Raw genomic sequence first — 21,742 nt, forward strand, 5'->3', positions numbered from 1 at the left:
TCGGTGAGCGCGGGCAGCGCTGCTGGTGCGGCTATGGAGCCGTTGCACAGTGACGGCATGCCACTGCCAATGCCGAAGCCCGACCCCGCACTATTATATCCAGCCGAGCCTGTTGATATCGCGATACCCACCCCGCGACCGGATCTGGAAACGATTCTGCCCCGTGCCACCCGCACCGTTACCGAGATGTATCTGCAACAGACGGGCAAATTGACCGCTGGTGAAAAAACCTATCGGCTGAAATCCGGCGAGGGGCTGGCGACATTGCTGCAACGTGCCGGCTATGACCGCGCCACCGCGGCAGCCGCGATTGATGCCGTAATCGGGCGGGCCAGCCTGCGATCGCTGCCGGTCGGGCTCGAAGTTCGCGCCGCGAAGGATGGGTTCGCCTTCACGGCGCGGAACGGACGCGATGTCTTTGCCATCCGCGACCCGGAGGAAGGCTGGCTGGCTTTCACCGCGATTCGGCCTGTCGAACGCTACCTTGCCTTTGCGCAGGGGATTATTGATGATTCGATCTACCGTGCGGCAAGCGATGTGGACATTCCCGACCCGGCATTGGCCGAATATATCCGGGTGATGGGATTCTCGGTCGACTTCCAGCGCGAGATTCGCAGCGGTGATGCGTTCGAGCTTCTGTATGAACGGCAGATTGACCAGATCACCGGCGAGGTCGTCGGCACCGAACTGCATTACGCCGGGCTGATGTTGTCAGGCAAACAGCTTGGCTTCTATCGCTATGATCACGACGGATCCCGTGTTGGCTGGTATGACCGCAAGGGCAACTCGGCGGCGCGGACGCTGATTCGCACACCGATCTCCGGCGGCAGACTGTCATCCTCCTTTGGCATGCGACGACACCCCGTCAGCGGCTATAACTCCATGCATCGGGGGGTTGATTTTGCAGCCCCGCGCGGCACGCCCATCATCGCTGCCGGTTCCGGCGTCATTTCCGAGGCCGGCTGGTACAGCTCCTATGGCCGCTATATCCGGATTCGCCACAACAGCACCTATGACACCGCCTATGCCCATATGTCACGGATCGCCCGCGGCATCAGACCCGGCGCACGGGTCGAACAGGGGCAGGTGATCGGCTATGTCGGATCAACCGGACGGTCGACCGGGCCCCATCTGCATTATGAAATTCTGGTCAACAACCGGAAGGTCAACCCGCTGACCGTCAGCCTGCCGACCGGTGAACGGATTCCGCCGGAGCTTCTGGATAATTTCTACGCCAAGGTGGAGCTTGTCGAGGCAGAGGTGATGGCAACGGGCAATATGCGCTTTGCGGCGATGGAATTGCTGCCATCCGAGACCGAATCACGGCTGGCGCCCTGACCAGATAGGACCCTGGCCATCATGATCATTGACGCGCTCTGGCAATATCCGGTGAAGGGGCTTGGCGGGGTACGCCTTGACAGCGCCGAACTTGCAGCCGGGAAGCATTTCCCGGGCGACCGCAGATTCGCCATCACCACAGGTCACCCGCGTCTGGCCGACATGCCGGACGGAACCTGGCAGAAGAAAGCCGCCTTTCTGCAATTGATGTCCCATGAACAGCTGGCGGAGCTTGATTGCCAGTTTGCCGGCACGGTGCTGACATTATCCCATAACGGCCATGAGCGCCTCGTGGCTGATCTGGACAGCGCCGAGGGCGCTGACGCCATGAACAGCTTCTTTGCCGATTTCATGGGTGATGGCCTTGCCGGAACACCGCGGCTCATGCAGATCGGGGACGGCGCCTATGTTGACAGGCAGGCACCGTGGATCAGCCTTGGCGGCACTGCCTCGGTCTTTCATGTCGCCAGCACGCTGGGACATCGAGCCGACGCACGGCGCTATCGACTGAACATCATGCTGAAAACAGATACACCGTTCGAAGAAGCCGGTCTGATCGGCCACAGGATCGCGCTTGGCGAGGCTGTCGTGCGGGTTGACGGGCCGGTTGGCCGATGCGCCGCCATCGATGTCGACCCTGATAACGGCATCCGCGGACCACAGCTGGTGCCGAAGATGAAACAGGCCTTCGGACATACCGATCTTGGCATTCTTGGCGAAGTCATCAAGGGCGGCACCGTCAAACCGGGTGACAGGCTGCAACGTCTGGATTAACTCGGATTGGGCTGAGGGCGGATTGGGCTGAGGGCGTTCCAGCTCCTTACGGGGCGTTCGGGCACCTTTACGCAGATGCCGAATCCTGATCTTCCTGAACCTTCTCGGCAACCTGTGCCGGCGTCAGATCAACCACCTCGGCGGCACTGGTCTTGGCATCGCCATTGGTCTTGACCTCATCAGTATCGACCGCCTCATCCTCCAGCGATGCCTCGTCTGATGGCTGTTCGTCGATCACCGGTTGTGGGCCGCCGGAACGCGACTGGCGTTCAGCATGCTGAACCTTGCGTTCCTCGGCAGCATCTACCGCCGCCTGATGCAGGCGATAGTAATGATCCGCAAACTGTGTGTAGGCCTCGGCTGTGATCCGTTCACCGGCGGCGGCGGCGTCATGCGCCAGCGCCAGATATTTCTCGTTCAGCTGCTGGGCATTGCCCCGAAGCTTTACATCCGGACCGTTGGATTCATATGAGGTGTTTCTGTTCGGCACATGTGGTTGGGCGCTGCCGTTGCCCCGGCGGCCACGTCCGCGACCGCGCTTTGCATTCTGAGGTTGTCTCATCGACCTATATACCGGTTATTGCAACTGTTGCGGCAAGCGGCTTACACCCCAGCTGAGGTCCTGACCGGCTTACCAGACGTCACCGCCATATTCGGAGGTTCGTTCGCGGCGCACCCGGCGCCGCCATCAACGAAGGCACAATAGCCACCAGAACGCCGCCATATCAAGCTAAAATATGCGCTATCGCAAAATAACCGCTGGCGGTCTGTCAATGGCCGGGCGCGCCAAAAGCAAGACATCTGACAATACCGGCGATGTCGGCAGCGTCGCCTGCAGGCCGCAATCCGGCGGCACAGGCCAGCGCGGTAACCTGCTGTTGCTGGCCGGCACCAATTTCGACGAATGCCTGTCCTCCCGCTGCCAGCCCCCGTGCCATGCGCGGCATCAGCCGTCGCCAGCTATGCAGCCCGTCATCACCCCCATCCAGCGCCCGGTGCGGGTCAAAATCCACCACCTCGCTGGCCAGACCGCCAATGTCCGCCAGCGGAATATAGGGCGGGTTGCACAGAATCAGATCAAACCCGTCCCCACCGGCATCCGAACTGGCGAAATCACCCTCGACAAAGCTGGCCCGATCACCGAGGCCGAGCCGATCAGCATTGGCAGAAGCCACGCTGACGGCACCGGCGCTGATGTCGATGCCGACGCCGTGCGCCTGCGGCAGTTCCGACAGGCAGGCCAGAAGCAGCGCGCCCGACCCACTGCCAAGATCAAGAATTCGGAATTTTTCGTTCCGGCGGTCCCCCACCCAGGCAAGTGCCGCCGCGACGATGGTTTCGGAATCCGGTCGCGGGTCCAGTGTGTCCGGTGACAGGTCGAATCTAAGCGACCAGAATTCCCGCCACCCCCGGATCCTGCTGACCGGCTCGCCAGCCATACGACGTGCGATCAGGGCATCAAACCTGAGGCGTTTCCCGGCCGTCCAGTCGATCAGGGTTTCATGTGGCAATACCGCGTCATCACGGCCAAGGACGATGCCGAGAATGAGCCGTGCATCGAGTGCAGGGCTGTCAATGCCAGCCTCCCGCAGTCGGGCTTGTGCCGGCATCAGGATTGCGCGCGCCTCTGGCGCATGGGAGTCTGCCGGCGGCAGATTCATTCACCACCCTCGGCACCACCCTCGGCAAGACGCTGTGCCTGGTCCTCGGCGACAAGCGCGTCAACCACTTCGTCAAGCGCCTCGCCGGCAATCACCTTGTCCAGCTTGTAAAGCGTCAGGTTGATCCGGTGATCGGTCACGCGCCCCTGCGGGAAATTATAGGTCCGGATACGTTCCGATCTGTCACCGGAGCCCACCTGCCCCTTGCGTGACGCGGCCCGTTCGGCCTGCAACCGCGCCCGTTCGGCATCATACAGTCTGGCGCGCAGGATCTTCATCGCCTTGGCACGGTTCTTGTGCTGCGATTTTTCATCCTGCTGGCTGACGACGATCCCAGTTGGGATGTGGGTGATCCGCACCGCCGAGTCAGTGGTGTTGACCGACTGCCCGCCAGGGCCGGAAGCCCGAAACACATCAATCCGCAGGTCGCTTTCCTGAACGTCGATATCGACATCTTCGGCTTCGGGAAGCACGGCAACCGTGGCTGCCGAGGTATGGATACGCCCCCCCGCCTCGGTTTCCGGGACACGCTGTACCCGATGCACGCCGGATTCAAATTTCAACCGCGCAAAGACGTCGCTTCCGGCGATGTTGGCAGTGGCTTCCTTGTAGCCGCCAATGCCTGTCTCGGACACTTCCATCACCTCGAACCGCCAGCCATGCCGCGCCGCAAACCGCTGATACATGCCGAACAGGTCGGCAGCAAACAGCGCCGCCTCGTCACCGCCGGTGCCGGCGCGCACCTCAAGAATGGCGTTGCGCGAATCATCCCGGTCACGCGGCAGCAGCAAAAGCTGAAGCGCCTTCATCTCGTCGGGTAGACGGGATTCGACCTCGGTGATTTCGGCCCGCGCCATTTCCATGATCTCGGCGTCGCCATCGGCTTCATCGATCATCTGGGTTGCCGTGGCATGGTCGGATTCAAGCTGGCGGACAAGTTCAATCTGCGCGCAGACCGGACGCAGTTCAGACAGTTCGCGGGACAGGCTGGCAAGTTCATCAGGTGACAGGCCAGCCGATTCCGAAAGCCTTGCCTCGACCTCGGTCCGGCGCTCCATCACCCGGTCCATGCTCTTGTCCAGGCTCATGCGCTGTCCCCATCCACCAATGTTGCCAGCATGCCGGCAATATGGTGCGGCAAATCCTGCTGTGCGATCTCGGCCTGGGTTCCAGCCACCAGATCGCGAAGCTGCGAGGTTCCGCCCGCAACTTCGTCACTGCCAAGAATCACCGCCATTCTGACGCCTGCCCGATCAGCCTTTTTCAGCCGCTTGCCAATGGCGCCGCCTGTCGGCACGTCGACCGCAATGCCGGCATTGCGCAGCAATTCGGCAACGGCATAGGCCGCCACCCCGGCATCATCATCCATCGGCATCACTGCCACAGCCGGCACGCGCGGCGCGTCTGCACCGGCCAGCATCGCAAGACGTTCAACCCCGGCTGCCCATCCAACACCGGCAACAGGTGGACCGCCAAGCATTTCCGACAACCCATCATAGCGGCCGCCGCCAAGGACCGTTCCCTGCGCGCCAAGATCGTCGGTAATGAATTCAAAGGCCGTATGGCAGTAATAATCAAGCCCGCGGACAAGCAGGGGATCAAACCGCCAGGCGATACCGGCCTTGTCCAGAGACGCCGTCACCGTTGCAAAATGCGACTTTGACAGATCATTCAGAAATTCATCGAGACGCGGCGCGTCGGCCAGAATGGCGCGATCCCCCTTGTCCTTGGAATCAAGAATCCGAAGCGGGTTTGTTTTCAGGCGGGTCTGACTGTCTTCGGACAGATCACCGGCATGCGAATCGAGAAAACCGAGAAGCGCAGTACGATAGGCCTGCCGGCTTTCGGTGTCGCCAAGTGAATTGAGATGCAATATGCACCGGTCAAGCACACCGAGGCTGTCCAGAACCCGTGCCCCACAGCCGATGATCTCCGCATCGGCAAGCCCGTCGCGCGGGCCCAGATATTCTATCCCTATCTGGTGAAACTGCCGCATCCGCCCCTTCTGCGGCCGTTCATACCGAAACATCGGACCAGCATAGAAGAATTTCAGTGGCAGGCTCTGTGTCAGGCCGTTCGAGATCATCGCCCGCACCACACCGGCAGTGTTTTCCGGGCGCAGGGTCAGCGTTTCGCCACCACGGTCGGTGAAATTGTAGGTTTCCTTGGTAACGACGTCACTGCTGTCACCAAGCGGGCGCGAAAACACCTCGGCAAATTCAAAGATCGGTGTGGCCATTTCCTGAAAGCCATACAATGCCGATGCGTCACGGGCGGTGTCGATCACCCGGCGGTGTGCTGCCATCGCATCTGGAAGCAGGTCCGAGGTGCCTCTGGCTGGTTGCAAACGAGACATTTTCAGCGTGTCCTTGGCATGATCATGCAACGGAATGAAGGGTGCCTGCGAAAAGGCTAGGCGTCTATTTCGCCGGATCTGATGGCGGCGGCGCGCGCCTCGACAAGCCCGACAACATGCTCGACGATATCCCCATTCGTCAACCTGTGATCGGCCATGCCCGACACATAGATCTGATGCGTGCCGCGTCCGCCACCGGTCAGACCGATATCGGTCTCACGCGCCTCGCCCGGGCCATTCACGACACATCCGATGATCGACACCGTCATCGGGATGTCGATATGTTCCAGCCGTTCCTCGATCGTCTGCACAGTGCTGATCACGTCAAATTGCTGGCGCGCGCATGAGGGGCATGAAATGACCGTCACCCCGCGGCGGCGCAACCCCAGCGATTTCAGCATCTCATAGGCAACCCGCACCTCTTCGGCGGGGTCCGCCGACAGCGACACCCTGACCGTGTCGCCGATGCCGGCCCATAGAAGCCCGCCAAGTCCGATCGCCGACTTGACCGTGCCGGACCGCAGACCACCAGCCTCGGTGATGCCTATATGAAGTGGGCAATCGATCACGTCCGCAAGCTGTTGATAGGCGGCGACAGCAAGAAAGACATCGGATGCCTTCACCGAAATCTTGAATTCATGAAAGTCGTTGTCCTGAAGAATGCGCGCATGCTCGAGCGCCGATTCAACAAGCGCCTCGGGACAGGGTTCAGCGTATTTTTCCAGAAGGTGCTTTTCCAGCGACCCGGCATTGACACCGATCCGCATTGAACATCCGTGGTCACGCGCCGCGCTGATCACCTCGCGGACACGATCGGCCCGACCGATATTGCCGGGATTGATCCGCAGACAGGCGGCACCGGCGGCGGCGGCCTCGATGGCCCGGCGATAGTGAAAATGAATGTCGGCGACAATCGGCACCGGGCTTGCCGCGCAGATCTCGCGCAATGCGGCGGTGCTGTCCTGGTCAGGACAGGATACCCGGACAATATCGGCACCCGCCTCGGCGGCGGCGTTGATCTGGGCCAATGTGCCGGCAACATCCGTTGTCGGTGTGTTGGTCATCGTCTGCACCGAGATCGGAGCATCGCCGCCAACAGGCACTGTGCCGACCATGATCTGGCGGCAGGGACGACGTTCAATGGTTCTGTAGGCTCGGTAGGCGTTGGCCACGTCCGGCGCACTCCTCTGGGTCTGGCTGAACGGAATGTTGCACGAATCCACCCGGCGGCAACACCGGGCTGTCTGCGCTACATTCCGCTAGAATTGGTTGCGAAGCTTGTCGACGTCAAGAAGCAGGTCGCGCAGGATTTCACCCGACTCGCCAATCGACCGTGCCGTGCCGTCACTGAATACGATCTCCAGCCCACCCGCATTGCCGGTGCTGAGATAAAGCCGGTCACGGCTGTCGATCATGTAGGTCTCGCCATTCCGCATCAGCTTGGCCATCACTTCCTCACCATTGTTGCGGATGATCTCGACCCAGCTGGTGCCGGTGGCCCGGAGCGTAATTTCCATGTCCGGCACACGCTGGCGGGCGAAGGCCACACCGGTGCCTATCTGGCTGGAACCTGCGCTGTCCACCGTACTGGTTGCAAGGCGGTCATCTGTCATCCCGGTGGCCAGCGTGGTTGTCATGGCATCGTCAGCAGTGTCGCGCCCGGCGGTGCCCTCTGCCGCAATCTGGGTAGCGGCAATGGCGGGCCGTGTATTGGCCGCACCTGTCTCTTCGCCTGTGCTGGTCGCAACCGTCATCACGCTGTCGGTCTCGGCGGCTGGCGCCAGGGCAAGTTCGGTTTCCGACGCCGGTATCTTCGCAGGGTCAGTGACCGCCGCCAATTCGGTGTCGGGGGATGCGACAGTGGAGGCCATTTGTTCGGACGACACCACTGCAGCCGGTGACGCCACTTCATCCACAGGCCCGGCCGGCATCCGGGCATCCTGCGGTGACGGTGCGGTGGATTCGGCAAGGTTGGTTGGTTCGACGTCGCGATTGGCCAGATCATCGGGTTCGGTTGCCGTCGATTCAATCGCTGGTCGCGCGGCCATTTCGGGCTGCGGCGCGCCTGTCAGGGCGGTCAGCACATCAGGCTTGCCAATCGCATACCAGGCACCATATCCCGCCACCGCAAAAATAACGACGATCGAGGCCAGCATCGCGCCGGAACGCTGCGGGCGCTGGGTATCGATAGGAAAACTGTAGGTCTGGCTTTTATTGTCATCGGCAAGCAGGGCGCGGTAGCGTTGCGTCAGGGCCACCGGGTCAAGCCCCACTTCCTGCGCGAAGCTGCGCAGATATCCGGCCGCATAGGTCGATCCGGGAAGCGCGTCGAACTCGCCAGCCTCGATTGATTTCAGCTGCTGCTTGGATATCCGCAGATGCTGCGAGAGATCACTGATCTGAATATTTCTGGACAGGCGCGCAGCATTAAGATCAGCTCCGATCCTATCGAAGCTGTCTTCGGTTACGCCGTCATCGCGCGCCTCATAATTCATAATAGCTCACGCGGTGTCTCTTCCAGTTGTCTACAACGATATCCCAAATCACCAGAAATGCAACCGTCTCGACAATATCAACAGATTGTACCGACAGGTCAAACCGGCGGGTCTTCCCGGTCGGTCAATCCTCGGCATCCAGCCCGAAAGCGGTGTGAAGGCTTCGCACCGCCAACTCTGTATATTCGGCACTGATCAGCACCGAAATCTTGATTTCCGACGTGGAAATGACCTCGATATTGATACCACGCTCGGCAAGGGTCTCGAACATTGTGCGTGCAACGCCGGGTTGCGAACGCATCGCCATCCCGACAACCGAAATCTTGGTAACATCATCCTGCGCATCGATGCCGTCAAAGCCCAGATCCTTGCGGCTTGCCTCGATAATCTCTAGAGCCTTGCCAAGATCGGCGCGGCCAAGCGAAAAGGTGATATCGGTCTTCTGTCCCTCGCTTGCGGCTGTCTGCACGATCATGTCGACATTGATATGGCTGTCCGCCAGCGTGCCGAAGATCGCCGCCGCAACACCCGGCTGGTCGGGAAGCCCCTGAATGGTGACCTTGGCTTCGTCCGGACTGTAGGCGATGCCGCTGATTTTTTCCTGTTCCACGATTGCATCCTCATTGACGACGAGCGTACCCGGTGCGTCTGAAAAGCTTGAACGCACCTGCAGATTGACATTATGGCGCATGGCCATGGCGACGGACCGTGTCTGAAGCACCTTTGCGCCGAGCGATGCCATTTCCAGCATCTCTTCAAAGGTGATCTGGTCCAGCTTCTGCGCCCGCGGCGCAATTCGGGGGTCGGTCGTATAGACGCCGTCGACATCGGTGTAGATGTCGCAGCGGTCGGCATTCAGCGCTGCCGCCAGCGCCACCGCCGAGGTGTCGGACCCGCCACGACCAAGCGTCGAGATCCGGCCATCCGGGGCCAACCCCTGAAACCCGGCAACAACGGCGACCTGCCCGGCGGCAAGCCGTTCTCGCATCACCGTCGTGTCAATGCTCTGGATCCGCGCGGCGCCATGCACCTCGTCGGTATGGACGGGCATCTGCCAGCCAAGCCATGAGCGCGCGTCGATACCAAGATTCTGCAGGGCGATGGCCAGCAGCCCGACCGTCACCTGCTCGCCTGTCGCGACGATGGTGTCATATTCACGGGCATCATGCATCGGGCCGATATCTCGCGCCCAGGATACAAGCTGGTTTGTTGTACCGGCCATGGCCGAGACAACAACAGCGACCTGATGCCCTGACTCAACCTCAGCCTTGACGCGCGACGCAACATTCCGGATCCGGTCGAGATCGCCAACCGAAGTGCCGCCAAATTTTTGAACAATCAGAGCCATTTTTGTCTTATGGTTGCCACAACCTGTTAAAAACCGCAGCTTTCATAGCGATTACCGCCGGATGGGGCAAGCCCGTGAACACAACAGCGGACCAAAAAGAAATCGACAATTTTGCGGCCATGTCCGCACATTGGTGGGACGAGCGGGGGCCAATGGCCCCGCTACACGCCTTCGCGCCAGTGCGAATCGACTATATTCTGGACAGTGCGAGGCGCATCGGCACAACAGCTGATGGCCGTCTCGACGGGGTGCGGATCCTTGATATTGGCTGTGGTGGTGGCATTCTGGCCGAGCCGATGGCGCGGCTTGGCGGGCAGGTGACAGGCATCGATGCCACCCCCGAAGCCATCGAGGCGGCAAAGGCACATGCCATGACAGCGGGTCTTGCAATCGATTACCGCTGCACCACGGCCGAGGCGCTTGCCGAAAGTGGCCCCACCTTTGATCTTATCTATGCCTCCGAAGTCATCGAGCATGTCACCGACAGGCATCTGTTCGCCGCCTCGATTGCCGCAATGCTGGCCCCCGGCGGCACGGTTGTGATCACCACCATCAACCGGACGCTGGCCTCGTTCGCGCTGGCCAAGGTGGCGCTAGAATATGTGTTGCGGACAGTGCCGGCGGGAACGCATGACCCGTCGCGTTTCGTGCGACCAGCCGAACTTCGCGCCGAATTCGCCGCTGCCGGAATCCAGCTTGATGACATGACCGGCTTTGCGCCATTGCCGGCGCGCCGGGTCGGCGGCAACGGTTTCATACGGATTGGCAATCTGGCTGTAAATTACGCAGCCAGCGGCACGCACGCCTGAACGGTCAGTTGTCTTTCGGAAGCCAGGGCATATCCAAAACGTCTATCCCCTCCTGGTCGAGGGCCTCACGTTCTTCAGCCGTGGCGTGACCATAGATTCCTTCCGGCTCAACCTCGCCGTAATGGATCTTGCGCGCTTCTTCGGCGAACTGGTCGCCGACATCGCGGCACTCGTCCTTGATCTTCTTCTGCAATGACCGCATTTCGGTCATCATGGCGTGGAGACGCCGGGCCGCCTCTTGGGGGATCGCTGCCGCGCCGGGCCCAACCGGACCATGTCCAGCAGCGCCATCCGCCATCTGTTCGGACCGTCCGTCGGCGATCCGGTCAGGCGCTGGCGATTTGCGGGTTTTCGGACTGGCGAGGTTGGGTGCCATCAACGCCCGCCGCACCGCACCCGATCCACAGGCCGGACAGGTCAAAAGGCCGGATTCCTGCTGGGATTCAAAGGCGGCCGAGTCACCGAACCAGCCCTCGAACTGATGGTCATCCTCGCATATCAACTGATATTTGATCATAGCACCGCTATCACGCCCCCGGGTCAGCTGAGCCGGCCATGACAATGTTTGTATTTTTTGCCGGACCCACAGGGACAGGGCTCGTTACGCGACACCTTGCGCTGTGGCATGGCACGCGGTGCCGGCGTGTCCGCTGCCGCTTCGGCCTGTGGTTCGGGCTGCCGGATTTCCACATGACTGAGAACCATCGTGACCGTCTCGCGCAGACCGGCCAGAAGCGCTTCAAACATGGTGAAGGCTTCGCGCTTATATTCATTCAGCGGATCCTTTTGCCCATAGGCGCGAAGCGAAATGCCCTGACGAAGCTGGTCAAGACCAAGCAGATGTTCCTTCCATTGCTGGTCGAGGACCTGAAGCAACAGCGATTTCTCGGCCATCCGCATGGTCTCAGACCCGATCCGCACCGCCTTTTCGGCCATATAGCGGTCCGACATGGCGCTCAGCCGTTCCTCAATCTCGGTCTCGGCGACACCATCTTCGGCAAACCATTCCTCGGCCGGCACGTCAAGCGCCAGAACCCTGGTGGCGTCGGCGCGCAACTGCTCGGCATTCCACTGGTCGCTGAAGGTTCCTGCCGGAACCGCCTTTTCAACGATTTGGGCCACCGCCTCGTGGCGCATTTCGGCAACTGTCTCCTGAACCTCGCTCGCGCGCATGATTTCCTTGCGCTGTTCAAAGATGACCGTGCGCTGGTCATTCATCACATCATCGAATTTCAGCAACTGCTTGCGAATTTCGAAATTGCGCGCCTCGACCTTTGACTGGGCTTTTTCAACGGCCTTGTTGATCCATGGATGGACAATGGCTTCACCTTCCTCAAGGCCAAGCTTCTGCAACATGCCGTCAAGCTTTTCAGACCCGAAGATCCGCATCAGATCATCCTGCAACGACAGGAAGAATTTCGACGCGCCGGGGTCACCCTGACGACCGGTCCGGCCCCGAAGCTGATTGTCGATCCGGCGCGATTCATGACGTTCGGTACCGACCACATACAGCCCACCGGCGGCAAGAGCCTGCTCCTTTAGCGCCGTGACTTCGGCGACAATGGCGTCATGCCTGGACGCAGGCAATTCGCCGCCATCGGCCTCTGCCTCGAGGCGCATGTCGAGATTGCCACCAAGCTGGATGTCGGTGCCGCGTCCAGCCATATTGGTGGCGATGGTCACGGCGCCGGGCACGCCAGCCTCGGCGATGATTTTCGCCTCTTCGGCATGGAAGCGTGCATTCAGCACCTGATGCTCGATCTTGCGGCCTTTCAGAACCTCTGAAAGCGCCTCGGACTTGTCGATGCTGACCGTGCCAACAAGCACCGGCTGGCCACGTTCGCGGCAATCGGCGATCAGGTCGATGACAGCATTGTCACGCTCCTGGCTGGTCCGGTAGACCTCGTCATCATGATCAATCCGCTGCACCTCGACATTGGTCGGAATGCTGGTGACCTCGAGCCGATAGATTTCCGAAAATTCGCCAGCTTCTGTCATCGCCGTGCCGGTCATGCCGGACAGCTTTTCATAGAGCCGGAAATAATTCTGGAAGGTGACAGAGGCGACTGTCTGGTTCTCGGCCTGAATTTCCACGCCCTCGCGCGCTTCAATGGCCTGATGCAGCCCTTCGGAGAACCGGCGGCCTTCCATCGCACGACCGGTGAATTCGTCGATGATCACGATCTGGCCGTTCTTGATCATGTAATGGGTGTCGCGCTGAAACAGTTTGTGCGCCTTCAGCGCCTGGTTCACATGATGCAGCAGCCCGACATTCTCGATGTCGTACAACGTGCCGTCTCCCATCGCATCGGCGCTTCGCAGCAGGTCTTCGGCATGTTCAATGCCGGTCTCAGTCAGCGAAACCGTGCGCCCCTTCTCGTCGAGGTCGTAATCATCGGGGACCAGATGCGGGATGATTTTGTCGGCAACGCCATAATGTTCCGACGTGATCTCGGCAGGGCCAGAGATAATCAGCGGGGTGCGGGCCTCGTCGATCAGGATCGAGTCAACCTCGTCGACGATGGCGAAATGGTGGTCACGCTGCACCATATCCTCGATTCGGAACTTCAGATTGTCGCGAAGATAATCGAAGCCGAATTCATTGTTGGTGCCATAGGTAACGTCACAGCGATAGGCAGCCCGGCGATCATCATCCTGCATGTTGCCGGTAATGCAGCCAACCGTCATCCCGAGACGCTGGTAAACACGCCCCATCCAGGCCGCATCGCGCGACGCCAGATAGTCGTTCACCGTCACCACATGCACACCCTTGTCGGGAAGCGCGTTCAGGAACACCGCCAATGTTGCGACAAGGGTCTTGCCCTCGCCGGTTTTCATTTCCGAGATCTGGCCATTGTGAAGCGCAATGCCCCCCATCAGCTGGACATCGTAATGGCGTTGCCCAAGGGCACGTTTTGCAGCCTCGCGGACCCGGGCGAATGCCTCAGGCAGAAGATCGTCCAGGCTGCTGCCAGCCTCAAGCCGGCCTCGCAGGATGGTCACGGATGCGGCAAGGTCGTCATCGCTCAGCGTGGCAATCTCCTCCTCGAGGGCATTGATTGCCGCCACCTGTGAGGAGAATTTCTTGGTCGTGCGATCACTGCCCGACCCGAAGAGATTTTTCGCCAAAGACCCAAACATATGTTTCCCCGAATCACATCGACTGTCAGGCGCGGCGCACCCGACGCAGGCCGGACCGACAGCGCCCCTGCAATATTGCGGGTCAACAGGCATTTCCAGCTAGTTTGGACATAGTGCGACCACTTGCCATTGTCAATCAAACCCCGCCCTGTATGGACAGATTCGAATGCTTCGGAAATCCCTATGCCACAGGCCTTTTGCCGCGCATCGCGAGGCTTGAATTCAGCCCGCGCTTCAGCAACAATCGCGCAGCAATCAGAAGCCACCGGCAGCCGGGGCCGCGTCGCGACCCGCCCGGACCATATTCCGTTCATCCGAAAGGACAGATGATGAAATTCCTCACCACCCTTGCGGCCACCAGCCTTGTATCGGCCAGCTTGTTATGTGCGCCGGTCATGGCGCAGACCCCGGACCGCATCGCCGTTGGCACACTCAATGGCGAGACGATCTGGCTTGACGAGATCATGGCCGTCGCCCAGACGCTGCCGCCGGAATATCGCGAGGGCGGTCTTGCCAACCTGTATTCCCAGCTTGTCGACGAGGTCGCGAACGCACGGCTTGCCGCGGCGGCAGGCCGCGACAGCGGCCTTGACCAGCAGGATGTTGTGGCCAACGCGATGGCGCTTGCCGCCAATCGGGTTCTGGCAGAAGCCTATTTCACCGAGCAGGTGTCGGCGCTGATCACCGAGGATACGATCCAGAATGCCTATGACATTTTTGTTGCAGACACCGCGTCGCGCGAAACGGTCAAGGCGGCCCATATCCTTGTCGAAACCGAGGATCAGGCCAAGGATATCATCACCCAGCTGAATGACGGTGCCGATTTTGCCACGCTGGCGCGCGAGAAATCCACCGGCCCAAGTGGCCCGAACGGGGGTGAGCTTGGCAGTTTTGGACGGGGGCAAATGGTCCCGGCCTTTGAAAACGCCGCCTTCGGAATGCCGGTCGGCAGCTATTCCGCCGCCCCCGTACAGACACAGTTTGGCTGGCATGTCATTCAGGTCAGCGACAAGAGCATCGCGCCGGCCCCGACACTCGACCAGATGCGTGAACAGATCACCTCCAACCTGTCGCGGCAGAGTTTTGCGCGGGTTGTTGAAACGCTTCGTGCCAGCGCCACCGTCGAGGTACGCCCCTATGACGATGTGCTGGCCGAGGCGCAATCGGCGGCCCCTTCCCAGCAATGACCGTTTCACCACTTGCCCCGGCCAGCTTTCCGGACATCCCGGCGGTCGCCGGACTGACGCTGGCAACCGCCGCATCGGGACTGAAATATACCGGTCGCGATGACATGCTGCTGATGCAGGTTGGCGACGGCGCGACAATGGCCGGCGTCTTTACCCGATCGGACGCCGCAGCGGCACCGGTGATCTGGAGCCGCAAAATTCTGGCCACACAGGCCGGCAGTCTGCGTGCCGTCCTGGTCAATGCCGGCAACGCCAACGCCTTTACCGGATCGGCGGGCATGACAGCTGTCGAGGACAGCTGTCGCGGTCTGGCAGCACAGCTTGGCTGCGATGCGCGGCAGGTCCTGATGGCGTCAACAGGGGTCATTGGCGAACCGCTTGATGTGGCGGTGCTGGCAGCGCAATTCACAACGCTGTGCAGCGGCACTGCAGACTGGCAGGGCGCAGCACACGCCATCATGACGACAGACACGTTTGCCAAGGGGGCCTGCGCCAGCGCCACAATAGACGGGGTGCCCGTCACCATCGCCGGCATTGCCAAGGGATCCGGCATGATTGCCCCGAACATGGCAACGATGCTTGGCTTTGTCGCCACCGACGCAACCCTGCCGCAAGAGGTGCTGTCAGACCTTCTGACCAGCGCCACCCGGAAAAGCTTCAATGCCATCACGGTCGACAGCGACACATCGACCAATGACACTGTTATCCTGATTGCCACCGGCGACGCCGCCAACCAGCCTGTTGGCGCCGCTGATGATCCGCGTCTTGACGAGTTTCGCCGCGCACTCGATACGGTGATGCAGGATCTGGCACAGCAGATCGTCCGTGACGGCGAAGGCGCAACGAAATTCATCACCGTCACCATTACCGGCGCGACCGACAACCAGATGGCGCATCAGATAGGCATGAGCATCGCCAACTCGCCGCTGGTGAAAACCGCGATTGCCGGCGAGGATGCCAATTGGGGGCGGATTGTCATGGCAGTCGGCAAGGTCGGTGCGGGACTGGACCAGTCACGCATTGGCGTGGCGATTGGCGGCATCCAGATTGCCGCTGACGGAGCCAGGGTCGAGGATTATGACGAGACACCTGTCGCCGCGCATATGAAAGGCGACATGATCGATATCGATGTGTCTGTTGGACAGGGTACAGGCGCGGCACGGATCTGGACCTGCGATCTCACCCATGGCTATATCGCGATCAATGCCGACTACCGCAGTTGAGACAATGCAGGGCGCCGGAAGCGCGCATCCTGTCGTTCTGGTCAGCGCCGTGGCGTTGATCGATGCCGACGGACGGGTTCTGCTGGCACGCCGGCCTGCCGGTAAATCAATGGCGGGGCTGTGGGAGTTTCCCGGCGGCAAGATCGAGCCCGGCGAGACCCCCGAGGCCGCGCTGATCCGCGAACTTGGCGAGGAGCTTGGCATCGACACCGCTGAATCCTGCCTGGCACCGCTCAGCTTTGCCAGCCATGCCTATGAGGATTTCCACCTGCTGATGCTGGTCTATGTCTGCCGCAAATGGAAGGGGACGCCGCGCCAGCTTGAAGGCAACGAGTTGGCCTGGGTCAGGCCGGCACGTCTTCGCGATTATGACATGCCGCCTGCCGACCTGCCGCTGATCCCGGTGCTTCAGGACCTGTTGATGTAGATTGTCAGGCTTCGGGGTCCTGTTCCTCGGGATCCTGTTCGGACGCGCCAAGCGTATCGGCAAGCCGGTGCGCCGCGCTGCCGGGGCGAAGCGGCGTCTGCTGGCTTTCATGCGGTGCCCATCCTGTCAGGGTGATGATCTCGAAACTGGCAGATATGCGACCGTCCGGCGTGGCAAACCGGTCATGATAGATTTCCGCCGCCCGCATAAACAGCCGCCGCCTGTCGGGTGTACGGCTGCGGGCGAGAAGCGCGTTCTGTTCACCCATGCCCCGCAGATCGGCCATCAATCTGAACATATCCGGATAGGTGATGGTCAGCCTGTCAGAATCGGCAACCGGCAACGCCAGCCCGGCACGGCCAAGCAGACCGCCAACATCACGAATGTCGGCCATCGGCGCTGTCCGCGGGTTGGCACCGCCGGCAAGTTCCTGCTCGGCTTCCAGAAGCACGCCCCGCAATTCGGTCAATGTCGTGCCGCCAAGAAGGCTGACAAGACACAGTCCATCCGGTTTCAACAGCCGCCGGATCTGCGCCATGACGCCCGGCAGATCATCGATCCAATGCAAGAGCAGACAGGAAAAGACGGCATCGAAACTGCCGGCGGCGAATGGCAGGCTGTCATATTCGACAGCCACCGGTGGGCCGACATCCGCAGCCCTGCCGGCAAAGACAGGGGACGGGTCCGCCTGAACCACCCGGCCAACCTTGCCGGTCTGCGCAAAGGTGCGGGTCAGCATTCCATCATGACAGCCGAAATCGAGACAAAGCGGGAAGTCACGCCGCATCAGCGCCAGCCGGTCGGCCATCCTGAGCGCCGCCTCGCGTTTGAGAAAATCAAAATCGGCAAAATGTGGCGCGGCGCGACTGCGGTTCCGGCGCTGGGCGGCGCTGTCAAACAAGCGCGGGATGGTCGGTGCCTCATTCATGATGCGCGCACAATCACCGATGGCGGCCCTGCAGGGCAAGTGAAAATGAACCCTTCTTAAGGATATCTTTACCAGACCCCGACTAGGCTGCGCGGATCATGGGCAGGCCCACAGATATGCCAGCGGCATTGACCGCCGCCACAAGGCAGCTGGCAACATTGCTGCTGCCGCATCAATGCGTGCTGTGTCGACAGTTTGCCGACACGACCGGTTTGTGCGCATCCTGCTGGGACGGGCTGACCCCGATTTCCGCACCGATATGCGCACGCTGCGGATTGCCGCTTGGACATACCCTTGCCGACCCTTTCTGCGCCGGCTGCTGGACCGACCCGCCACCCCTGGCCGCCATCCGGGCCTGTTTCCATTATGCCGACAGCGCCCGCGACCTGATACTTCATTACAAGCATGGTGACAGATTGCAGCTGACCCCCCTTCTGGCACGGCTTGGCGCACGGCTGTTCATGGAACTTGCCACCGATACCAGCCTGATCATTCCAGTGCCGCTGCACCGGCGGCGCTATTTCCGGCGCCGATACAATCAGGCCGCAGAATGGGCGCGCTGTCTGTGCCGTCATACCGGCACCGGTCATTTTGCCCCCGACATACTGGTCCGGCAGCGGGCAACACGAACCCAGGGCGGACTCAGCCGGAACCAGAGACAGCGCAATATTGCCGGCGCTTTTGCCGTACCGCCGGATTTGGTTTCACGCCTGCGCGGCAGACCGGTCATGTTGGTTGACGATGTGATGACAACAGGCGCCACACTGAACGAGGCCGCCCGTCGCCTGACCAACGCCGGCAGCGGACCTGTATCGGCGCTTGTGCTGGCCCGTGTGACGGGGCTGTCCGGCGCTTGATTTTCCCGGCGGGTGAACAGATATTCACCTCATCATGGATAGCAATGCCATGACCAGTTCAACGATCGTGACGGATACCGAAATGCCGAGAGTCGAGATCTATACCGGGATGATGTGTGGCTACTGCGCGCGGGCGCTTCGGCTGCTGGACAGCAAGGAAGTCGTCTACAGGCAGATTGACGTCTCGATAAATTCAAAGCTGCGCGCCGAAATGCGCGAGCGCGCCGGCGGCCGCACGTCGGTACCGCAGATTTTCATCGATGACACGCATGTCGGAGGATGTCAGGAGTTGTATGAACTCGAACAGGCTGGCAAGCTCGACAATCTGCTGGCGACATGACCGGCACCGCGGTCGATCAGCTTCGTGTTGCGGCGCTGCAATATTGCGCTGCCGGTACAGCAGATGAAACGCTGGCCCGACTGGTCCCGATGATCGACAGGGCGGCCAGGGCCGGGGCCGGTCTGATCTGCCTTCCCGAGGCCGCCACCTTTCTTGCCGCCTCGCGCGAGGCGCTGCAGACCGAGGCCGAATGGGAGGATAACAGCCCGTCGCTGGCAAAGCTGGCGGACGCCGCCGGTAGGCATGCGGTCGATCTTCTTGTCGGATCTGTTTTCGTCCGTCGCCGTCAGGATTCGCGGATCGTGAACAGGTCGGTCCTGATCGGCGGCGACGGCACAATCCGCGCCACCTATGACAAAATCCACATGTTTGATGCCGATGTCGGAGACGGCAGGCGCTATCGCGAATCGGACCATTTCGCCGCTGGTGACAGAATGAAACTGAGCGAAAGCGGCGGTGTCGGGCTTGGTCTGACGATCTGCTATGACGTCCGTTTTCCGCATCTCTATCGCGCCCTTGCCAGGGCTGGTGCCAGCGTGATCACGGTCCCGGCCGCCTTCACCTTTCCGAGCGGCAAGGCACATTGGCATGTGCTGTTGCGGTCCCGCGCCATTGAAACGGGAAGCTTTATCATCGCGCCGGCGCAATGCGGCACCCATGCCGATGGACGGCGCACCTATGGCCATGCGCTGATCATCTCGCCTTGGGGCGAGATCCTTGCCGAAGCCGCGAGCGATGATGAAAATGCCGCTGCTGACGGCAATGACGCCATCATCCATGCCGATCTTGATATCGGTGCCGTAGACCGCGCACGCCGCGCCATACCGTCATTGCATACGGATTCTGACTTCACCTGAGACCGGTGATGTTCCAGGCTGGTGGATGACGCCCGTTGCGGCGCGACAGGTCAGCTGTCGCCCATGGCCAGATATTTGGCTGCCCGGTCAGCGATCAATGCCTCACGATCCATCTGCTGAAGGTCGCGCAGCTGGGCAAAACAGGCATCGCCAAGGCTGGCAATCGCCGCTGTCTGATCGCGATGCGCACCACCAAGGGGTTCCGGAACTATGGCATCAACGACGCCGAGTTCCTTCATATGCGCAGAGGTGATCCGCAACGCCTCGGCAGCCTCCTTGGCGTGATCGCCGCTCCGCCACAGGATCGATGCACATCCTTCCGGCGAAATCACCGAATAGATGGCATGTTCGAACATGACGACGCGGTTGCCGGTTGCCAGCGCGATGGCACCGCCGGACCCGCCTTCGCCGATGATGCTAGCCACCATCGGGGTCGGCAGCCGCAAACAGGACCGGATGGCAGTGGCGATGGCTTCGGCCTGGCCGCGTTCCTCGGCACCGCGCCCCGGATAGGCCCCCGCCGTATCGACAAAGCTCAGCACCGGCAGCCCAAATCGCCCGGCAAGTTCCATCAGACGCGTCGCCTTGCGATAGCCTTCGGGCCGCGCCATGCCGAAATTGCGCTTGATCCGCTCTTCGGTGCTGCTTCCCTTTTCAGTTCCCATGACCATCACAGCCTGACCCCGGAACCGCGCCATACCACCGATAACGGCATAATCCTCGGCATAGTTGCGATCGCCGGCAAGCGGCGTGAAATCTTCGCAAAGCTGGTTGATAATGGCACTGACGCGCGGCCGGTCCGGATGTCGCGCCACCTGTACCTTTTCCCAGGGATCAAGCTTCTCATAGGTCTGTTTCAGTTCGCGCTCGATACGGGTCTGCAGCTTGCCGATCTCATCGGCGATGTTGATGCTGCCGTCCGAACTCATATGGCGGAGTTCCTCGACCTTGCCTTCAAGGGCGGCTATCGGCTTTTCGAAATCCAGAAAATGGCGCATGACGTCCTGTCGCATATGGTTGCAGTGACCCCGAATTCGCGGAGCCGGTTAAAGGCTTGGCAGTTTAATCCTGTTGATTCGTGTTCGCAAGCGGGTGCGCCGCGGCAACCAGTCCGGCAAGCCGTTCCGGACGTGTTGCGGTATAGATCTGCGTTGTCGAAATATCGGCATGGCCGAGAAGCGTTTGCAGACCGCGAAGATCAGCGCCGCGGTTCAGCATATGTGTGGCAAAGCTGTGCCGCACGACATGCGGGCTGACCCGGCGCGGATCAAGCCCGGCCGAAACCGCAAGCTCTTTCAGGGATGCCGCGAAATGCTGGCGCGACATATGCGTGTCGCCATCGGGAAACAGATAGGATGAGGTAACATGGGCCGCCATGGCGTCCCGCGCCTCAAGCCAGGATGCCACCGCGGCGCGCGCCGGCGCACCGAGAGCCACCAGCCGTTCACGTCCACCCTTGCCGGTGACGACAATGGTTGCAAGATCGCGCCGGAATTGATCAACCGGCAGCGACACCAGTTCCGACACCCGCAGACCGGTGGCGTAGAGAAGTTCAAGCATAGCCGTCATGCGCCGTGCCTGGAGCTGATTCGGCACCTCGCGCGCGGCAAGGATCAGCGTCGCCATTTCAGCTTCCGACAGGCTTTTTGGCAGAGACGACGGCTGTTTCGGGCTATCGATCCAGCGGCAGGGATTATCCGTGCGCATTCCTTCTTCCACCAGCCATCCCATCAGTTGACGCATTGCGCTGAGCCGCCGCGCCACCGATCGCGCCGCCAGTCCGGTCGCATGCCATTGCCCCAGAAGATCACGCAGGTCATCAGCCGAACAGGTCTCGAAGCGCCTGCCGCGTCTGGCAAGAAGATCATGACTTGCGGCAAGGTCGCGCCGATAGGCATCAAGGCTGTTTCTGGCCAGACCGCGATCGGCAGCCATCGCCTGCAGGAATTCGGTGACGAGGCGATCAGTCTTGGCGGGATTGGCGGCAGTCTTCACCATCGG

General features: G+C 61.0%; 21 protein-coding genes (1 of these 21 running past the window's edge). 9 read left to right on the forward strand and 12 right to left on the reverse strand.

Annotated elements, in window-relative coordinates; translation table 11 throughout:
• Nucleotides 1-1,338, forward strand: the 3' portion of a protein-coding gene (locus AB3X55_06485) for a peptidoglycan DD-metalloendopeptidase family protein (protein ID MEX0503225.1). The gene continues 48 nt to the left of window position 1, outside the view; 1,338 of the gene's 1,386 nt are visible here — the last part of the coding sequence; its start codon lies off the left edge, out of view; it ends in the stop codon at nt 1,336-1,338.
• 21 nt (nt 1,339-1,359) lie between these two features.
• Nucleotides 1,360-2,112 carry an MOSC domain-containing protein gene (locus tag AB3X55_06490; protein MEX0503226.1) on the forward strand — a complete coding sequence of 251 codons (753 nt, stop codon included), beginning with the start codon at nt 1,360-1,362 and terminating at the stop codon, nt 2,110-2,112.
• Between the two features lie 67 nt (nt 2,113-2,179).
• On the opposite strand, the gene AB3X55_06495 is transcribed toward AB3X55_06490, so the two are convergent.
• The 7 genes from AB3X55_06495 to AB3X55_06525 form a co-directional block, all read right to left on the reverse strand.
• Nucleotides 2,180-2,674 (reverse strand): DUF4167 domain-containing protein, encoded by a 495-nt coding sequence (locus AB3X55_06495; protein ID MEX0503227.1) that lies wholly within the window; start codon nt 2,672-2,674, stop codon nt 2,180-2,182.
• A 208-nt stretch (nt 2,675-2,882) separates the two neighbouring features.
• On the reverse strand, nt 2,883-3,773 hold the full coding sequence (gene prmC, locus AB3X55_06500) for a peptide chain release factor N(5)-glutamine methyltransferase (GenBank protein MEX0503228.1): 891 nt from the start codon (nt 3,771-3,773) through the stop codon (nt 2,883-2,885).
• Entirely contained in the window at nt 3,770-4,861 is a 1,092-nt protein-coding gene (gene prfA / locus AB3X55_06505; GenBank protein MEX0503229.1) for a peptide chain release factor 1, read from the reverse strand. Before prfA ends, prmC begins: the two co-directional genes overlap by 4 nt.
• Complete coding sequence (hisS, locus tag AB3X55_06510; GenBank protein ID MEX0503230.1) at nt 4,858-6,129, reverse strand: histidine--tRNA ligase; 1,272 nt, start codon at nt 6,127-6,129, stop codon at nt 4,858-4,860. The genes prfA and hisS overlap by 4 nt, the downstream gene beginning before the upstream one ends.
• Nucleotides 6,130-6,185: 56 nt before the next feature.
• Nucleotides 6,186-7,301 (reverse strand): flavodoxin-dependent (E)-4-hydroxy-3-methylbut-2-enyl-diphosphate synthase, encoded by a 1,116-nt coding sequence (gene ispG, locus AB3X55_06515; protein ID MEX0503231.1) that lies wholly within the window; start codon nt 7,299-7,301, stop codon nt 6,186-6,188.
• 87 nt (nt 7,302-7,388) lie between these two features.
• Complete coding sequence (locus tag AB3X55_06520) at nt 7,389-8,624, reverse strand: RodZ domain-containing protein (GenBank protein MEX0503232.1); 1,236 nt, start codon at nt 8,622-8,624, stop codon at nt 7,389-7,391.
• A gap of 124 nt (nt 8,625-8,748) precedes the next feature.
• Complete coding sequence (locus tag AB3X55_06525; GenBank protein ID MEX0503233.1) at nt 8,749-9,972, reverse strand: aspartate kinase; 1,224 nt, start codon at nt 9,970-9,972, stop codon at nt 8,749-8,751.
• Between the two features lie 74 nt (nt 9,973-10,046).
• Between AB3X55_06525 and ubiG the strand changes: the two genes are divergently transcribed.
• Complete coding sequence (ubiG, locus tag AB3X55_06530) at nt 10,047-10,781, forward strand: bifunctional 2-polyprenyl-6-hydroxyphenol methylase/3-demethylubiquinol 3-O-methyltransferase UbiG (protein MEX0503234.1); 735 nt, start codon at nt 10,047-10,049, stop codon at nt 10,779-10,781.
• Between the two features lie 4 nt (nt 10,782-10,785).
• On the opposite strand, the gene AB3X55_06535 is transcribed toward ubiG, so the two are convergent.
• Nucleotides 10,786-11,298 (reverse strand): DUF1178 family protein, encoded by a 513-nt coding sequence (locus AB3X55_06535; protein ID MEX0503235.1) that lies wholly within the window; start codon nt 11,296-11,298, stop codon nt 10,786-10,788.
• Nucleotides 11,299-11,321: 23 nt separating this feature from the next.
• Nucleotides 11,322-13,922, reverse strand: coding sequence for a preprotein translocase subunit SecA (gene secA / locus AB3X55_06540; GenBank protein MEX0503236.1), 2,601 nt, complete (start codon nt 13,920-13,922; stop codon nt 11,322-11,324).
• 326 nt (nt 13,923-14,248) lie between these two features.
• On the opposite strand from secA, the gene AB3X55_06545 reads away from it, so the two are divergent.
• From AB3X55_06545 to mutT, 3 genes are read left to right on the forward strand one after another with little or no spacing between them, the layout of a single operon-like run.
• Nucleotides 14,249-15,109: a peptidylprolyl isomerase gene (locus AB3X55_06545; protein ID MEX0503237.1), complete on the forward strand. Its 861-nt coding sequence runs from the start codon at nt 14,249-14,251 to the stop codon at nt 15,107-15,109.
• A complete protein-coding gene (argJ, locus tag AB3X55_06550; protein MEX0503238.1) occupies nt 15,106-16,332 on the forward strand; it encodes a bifunctional glutamate N-acetyltransferase/amino-acid acetyltransferase ArgJ in 1,227 nt (408 codons plus the stop codon). Before AB3X55_06545 ends, argJ begins: the two co-directional genes overlap by 4 nt.
• Before the next feature lie 4 nt (nt 16,333-16,336).
• Entirely contained in the window at nt 16,337-16,759 is a 423-nt protein-coding gene (gene mutT / locus AB3X55_06555; GenBank protein ID MEX0503239.1) for an 8-oxo-dGTP diphosphatase MutT, read from the forward strand.
• A gap of 4 nt (nt 16,760-16,763) precedes the next feature.
• Here the strand turns inward: mutT and AB3X55_06560 are convergent, their stop codons facing one another.
• Nucleotides 16,764-17,687, reverse strand: coding sequence for a methyltransferase domain-containing protein (locus AB3X55_06560; GenBank protein ID MEX0503240.1), 924 nt, complete (start codon nt 17,685-17,687; stop codon nt 16,764-16,766).
• Between the two features lie 116 nt (nt 17,688-17,803).
• On the opposite strand from AB3X55_06560, the gene AB3X55_06565 reads away from it, so the two are divergent.
• The 3 genes from AB3X55_06565 (at nt 17,804) to AB3X55_06575 (ending at nt 19,741) form a co-directional block, all read left to right on the forward strand.
• On the forward strand, nt 17,804-18,544 hold the full coding sequence (locus AB3X55_06565) for a double zinc ribbon domain-containing protein (GenBank protein ID MEX0503241.1): 741 nt from the start codon (nt 17,804-17,806) through the stop codon (nt 18,542-18,544).
• Between the two features lie 82 nt (nt 18,545-18,626).
• Nucleotides 18,627-18,884, forward strand: coding sequence for a glutaredoxin 3 (gene grxC / locus AB3X55_06570; protein MEX0503242.1), 258 nt, complete (start codon nt 18,627-18,629; stop codon nt 18,882-18,884).
• Nucleotides 18,881-19,741 (forward strand): carbon-nitrogen hydrolase family protein, encoded by an 861-nt coding sequence (locus AB3X55_06575; protein ID MEX0503243.1) that lies wholly within the window; start codon nt 18,881-18,883, stop codon nt 19,739-19,741. Before grxC ends, AB3X55_06575 begins: the two co-directional genes overlap by 4 nt.
• Nucleotides 19,742-19,791: 50 nt before the next feature.
• Here AB3X55_06575 and AB3X55_06580 read toward each other — a convergent pair whose 3' ends face one another.
• Nucleotides 19,792-20,739 (reverse strand): acetyl-CoA carboxylase carboxyltransferase subunit alpha, encoded by a 948-nt coding sequence (locus AB3X55_06580; GenBank protein ID MEX0503244.1) that lies wholly within the window; start codon nt 20,737-20,739, stop codon nt 19,792-19,794.
• A gap of 64 nt (nt 20,740-20,803) precedes the next feature.
• A complete protein-coding gene (locus AB3X55_06585; protein ID MEX0503245.1) occupies nt 20,804-21,739 on the reverse strand; it encodes a site-specific tyrosine recombinase XerD in 936 nt (311 codons plus the stop codon).
• Between the last annotated feature and the right edge of the window lie 3 nt (nt 21,740-21,742).

This window comes from Alphaproteobacteria bacterium LSUCC0719 (genome assembly GCA_040839025.1).
Lineage (GTDB): Bacteria > Pseudomonadota > Alphaproteobacteria > Puniceispirillales > Puniceispirillaceae > UBA8309.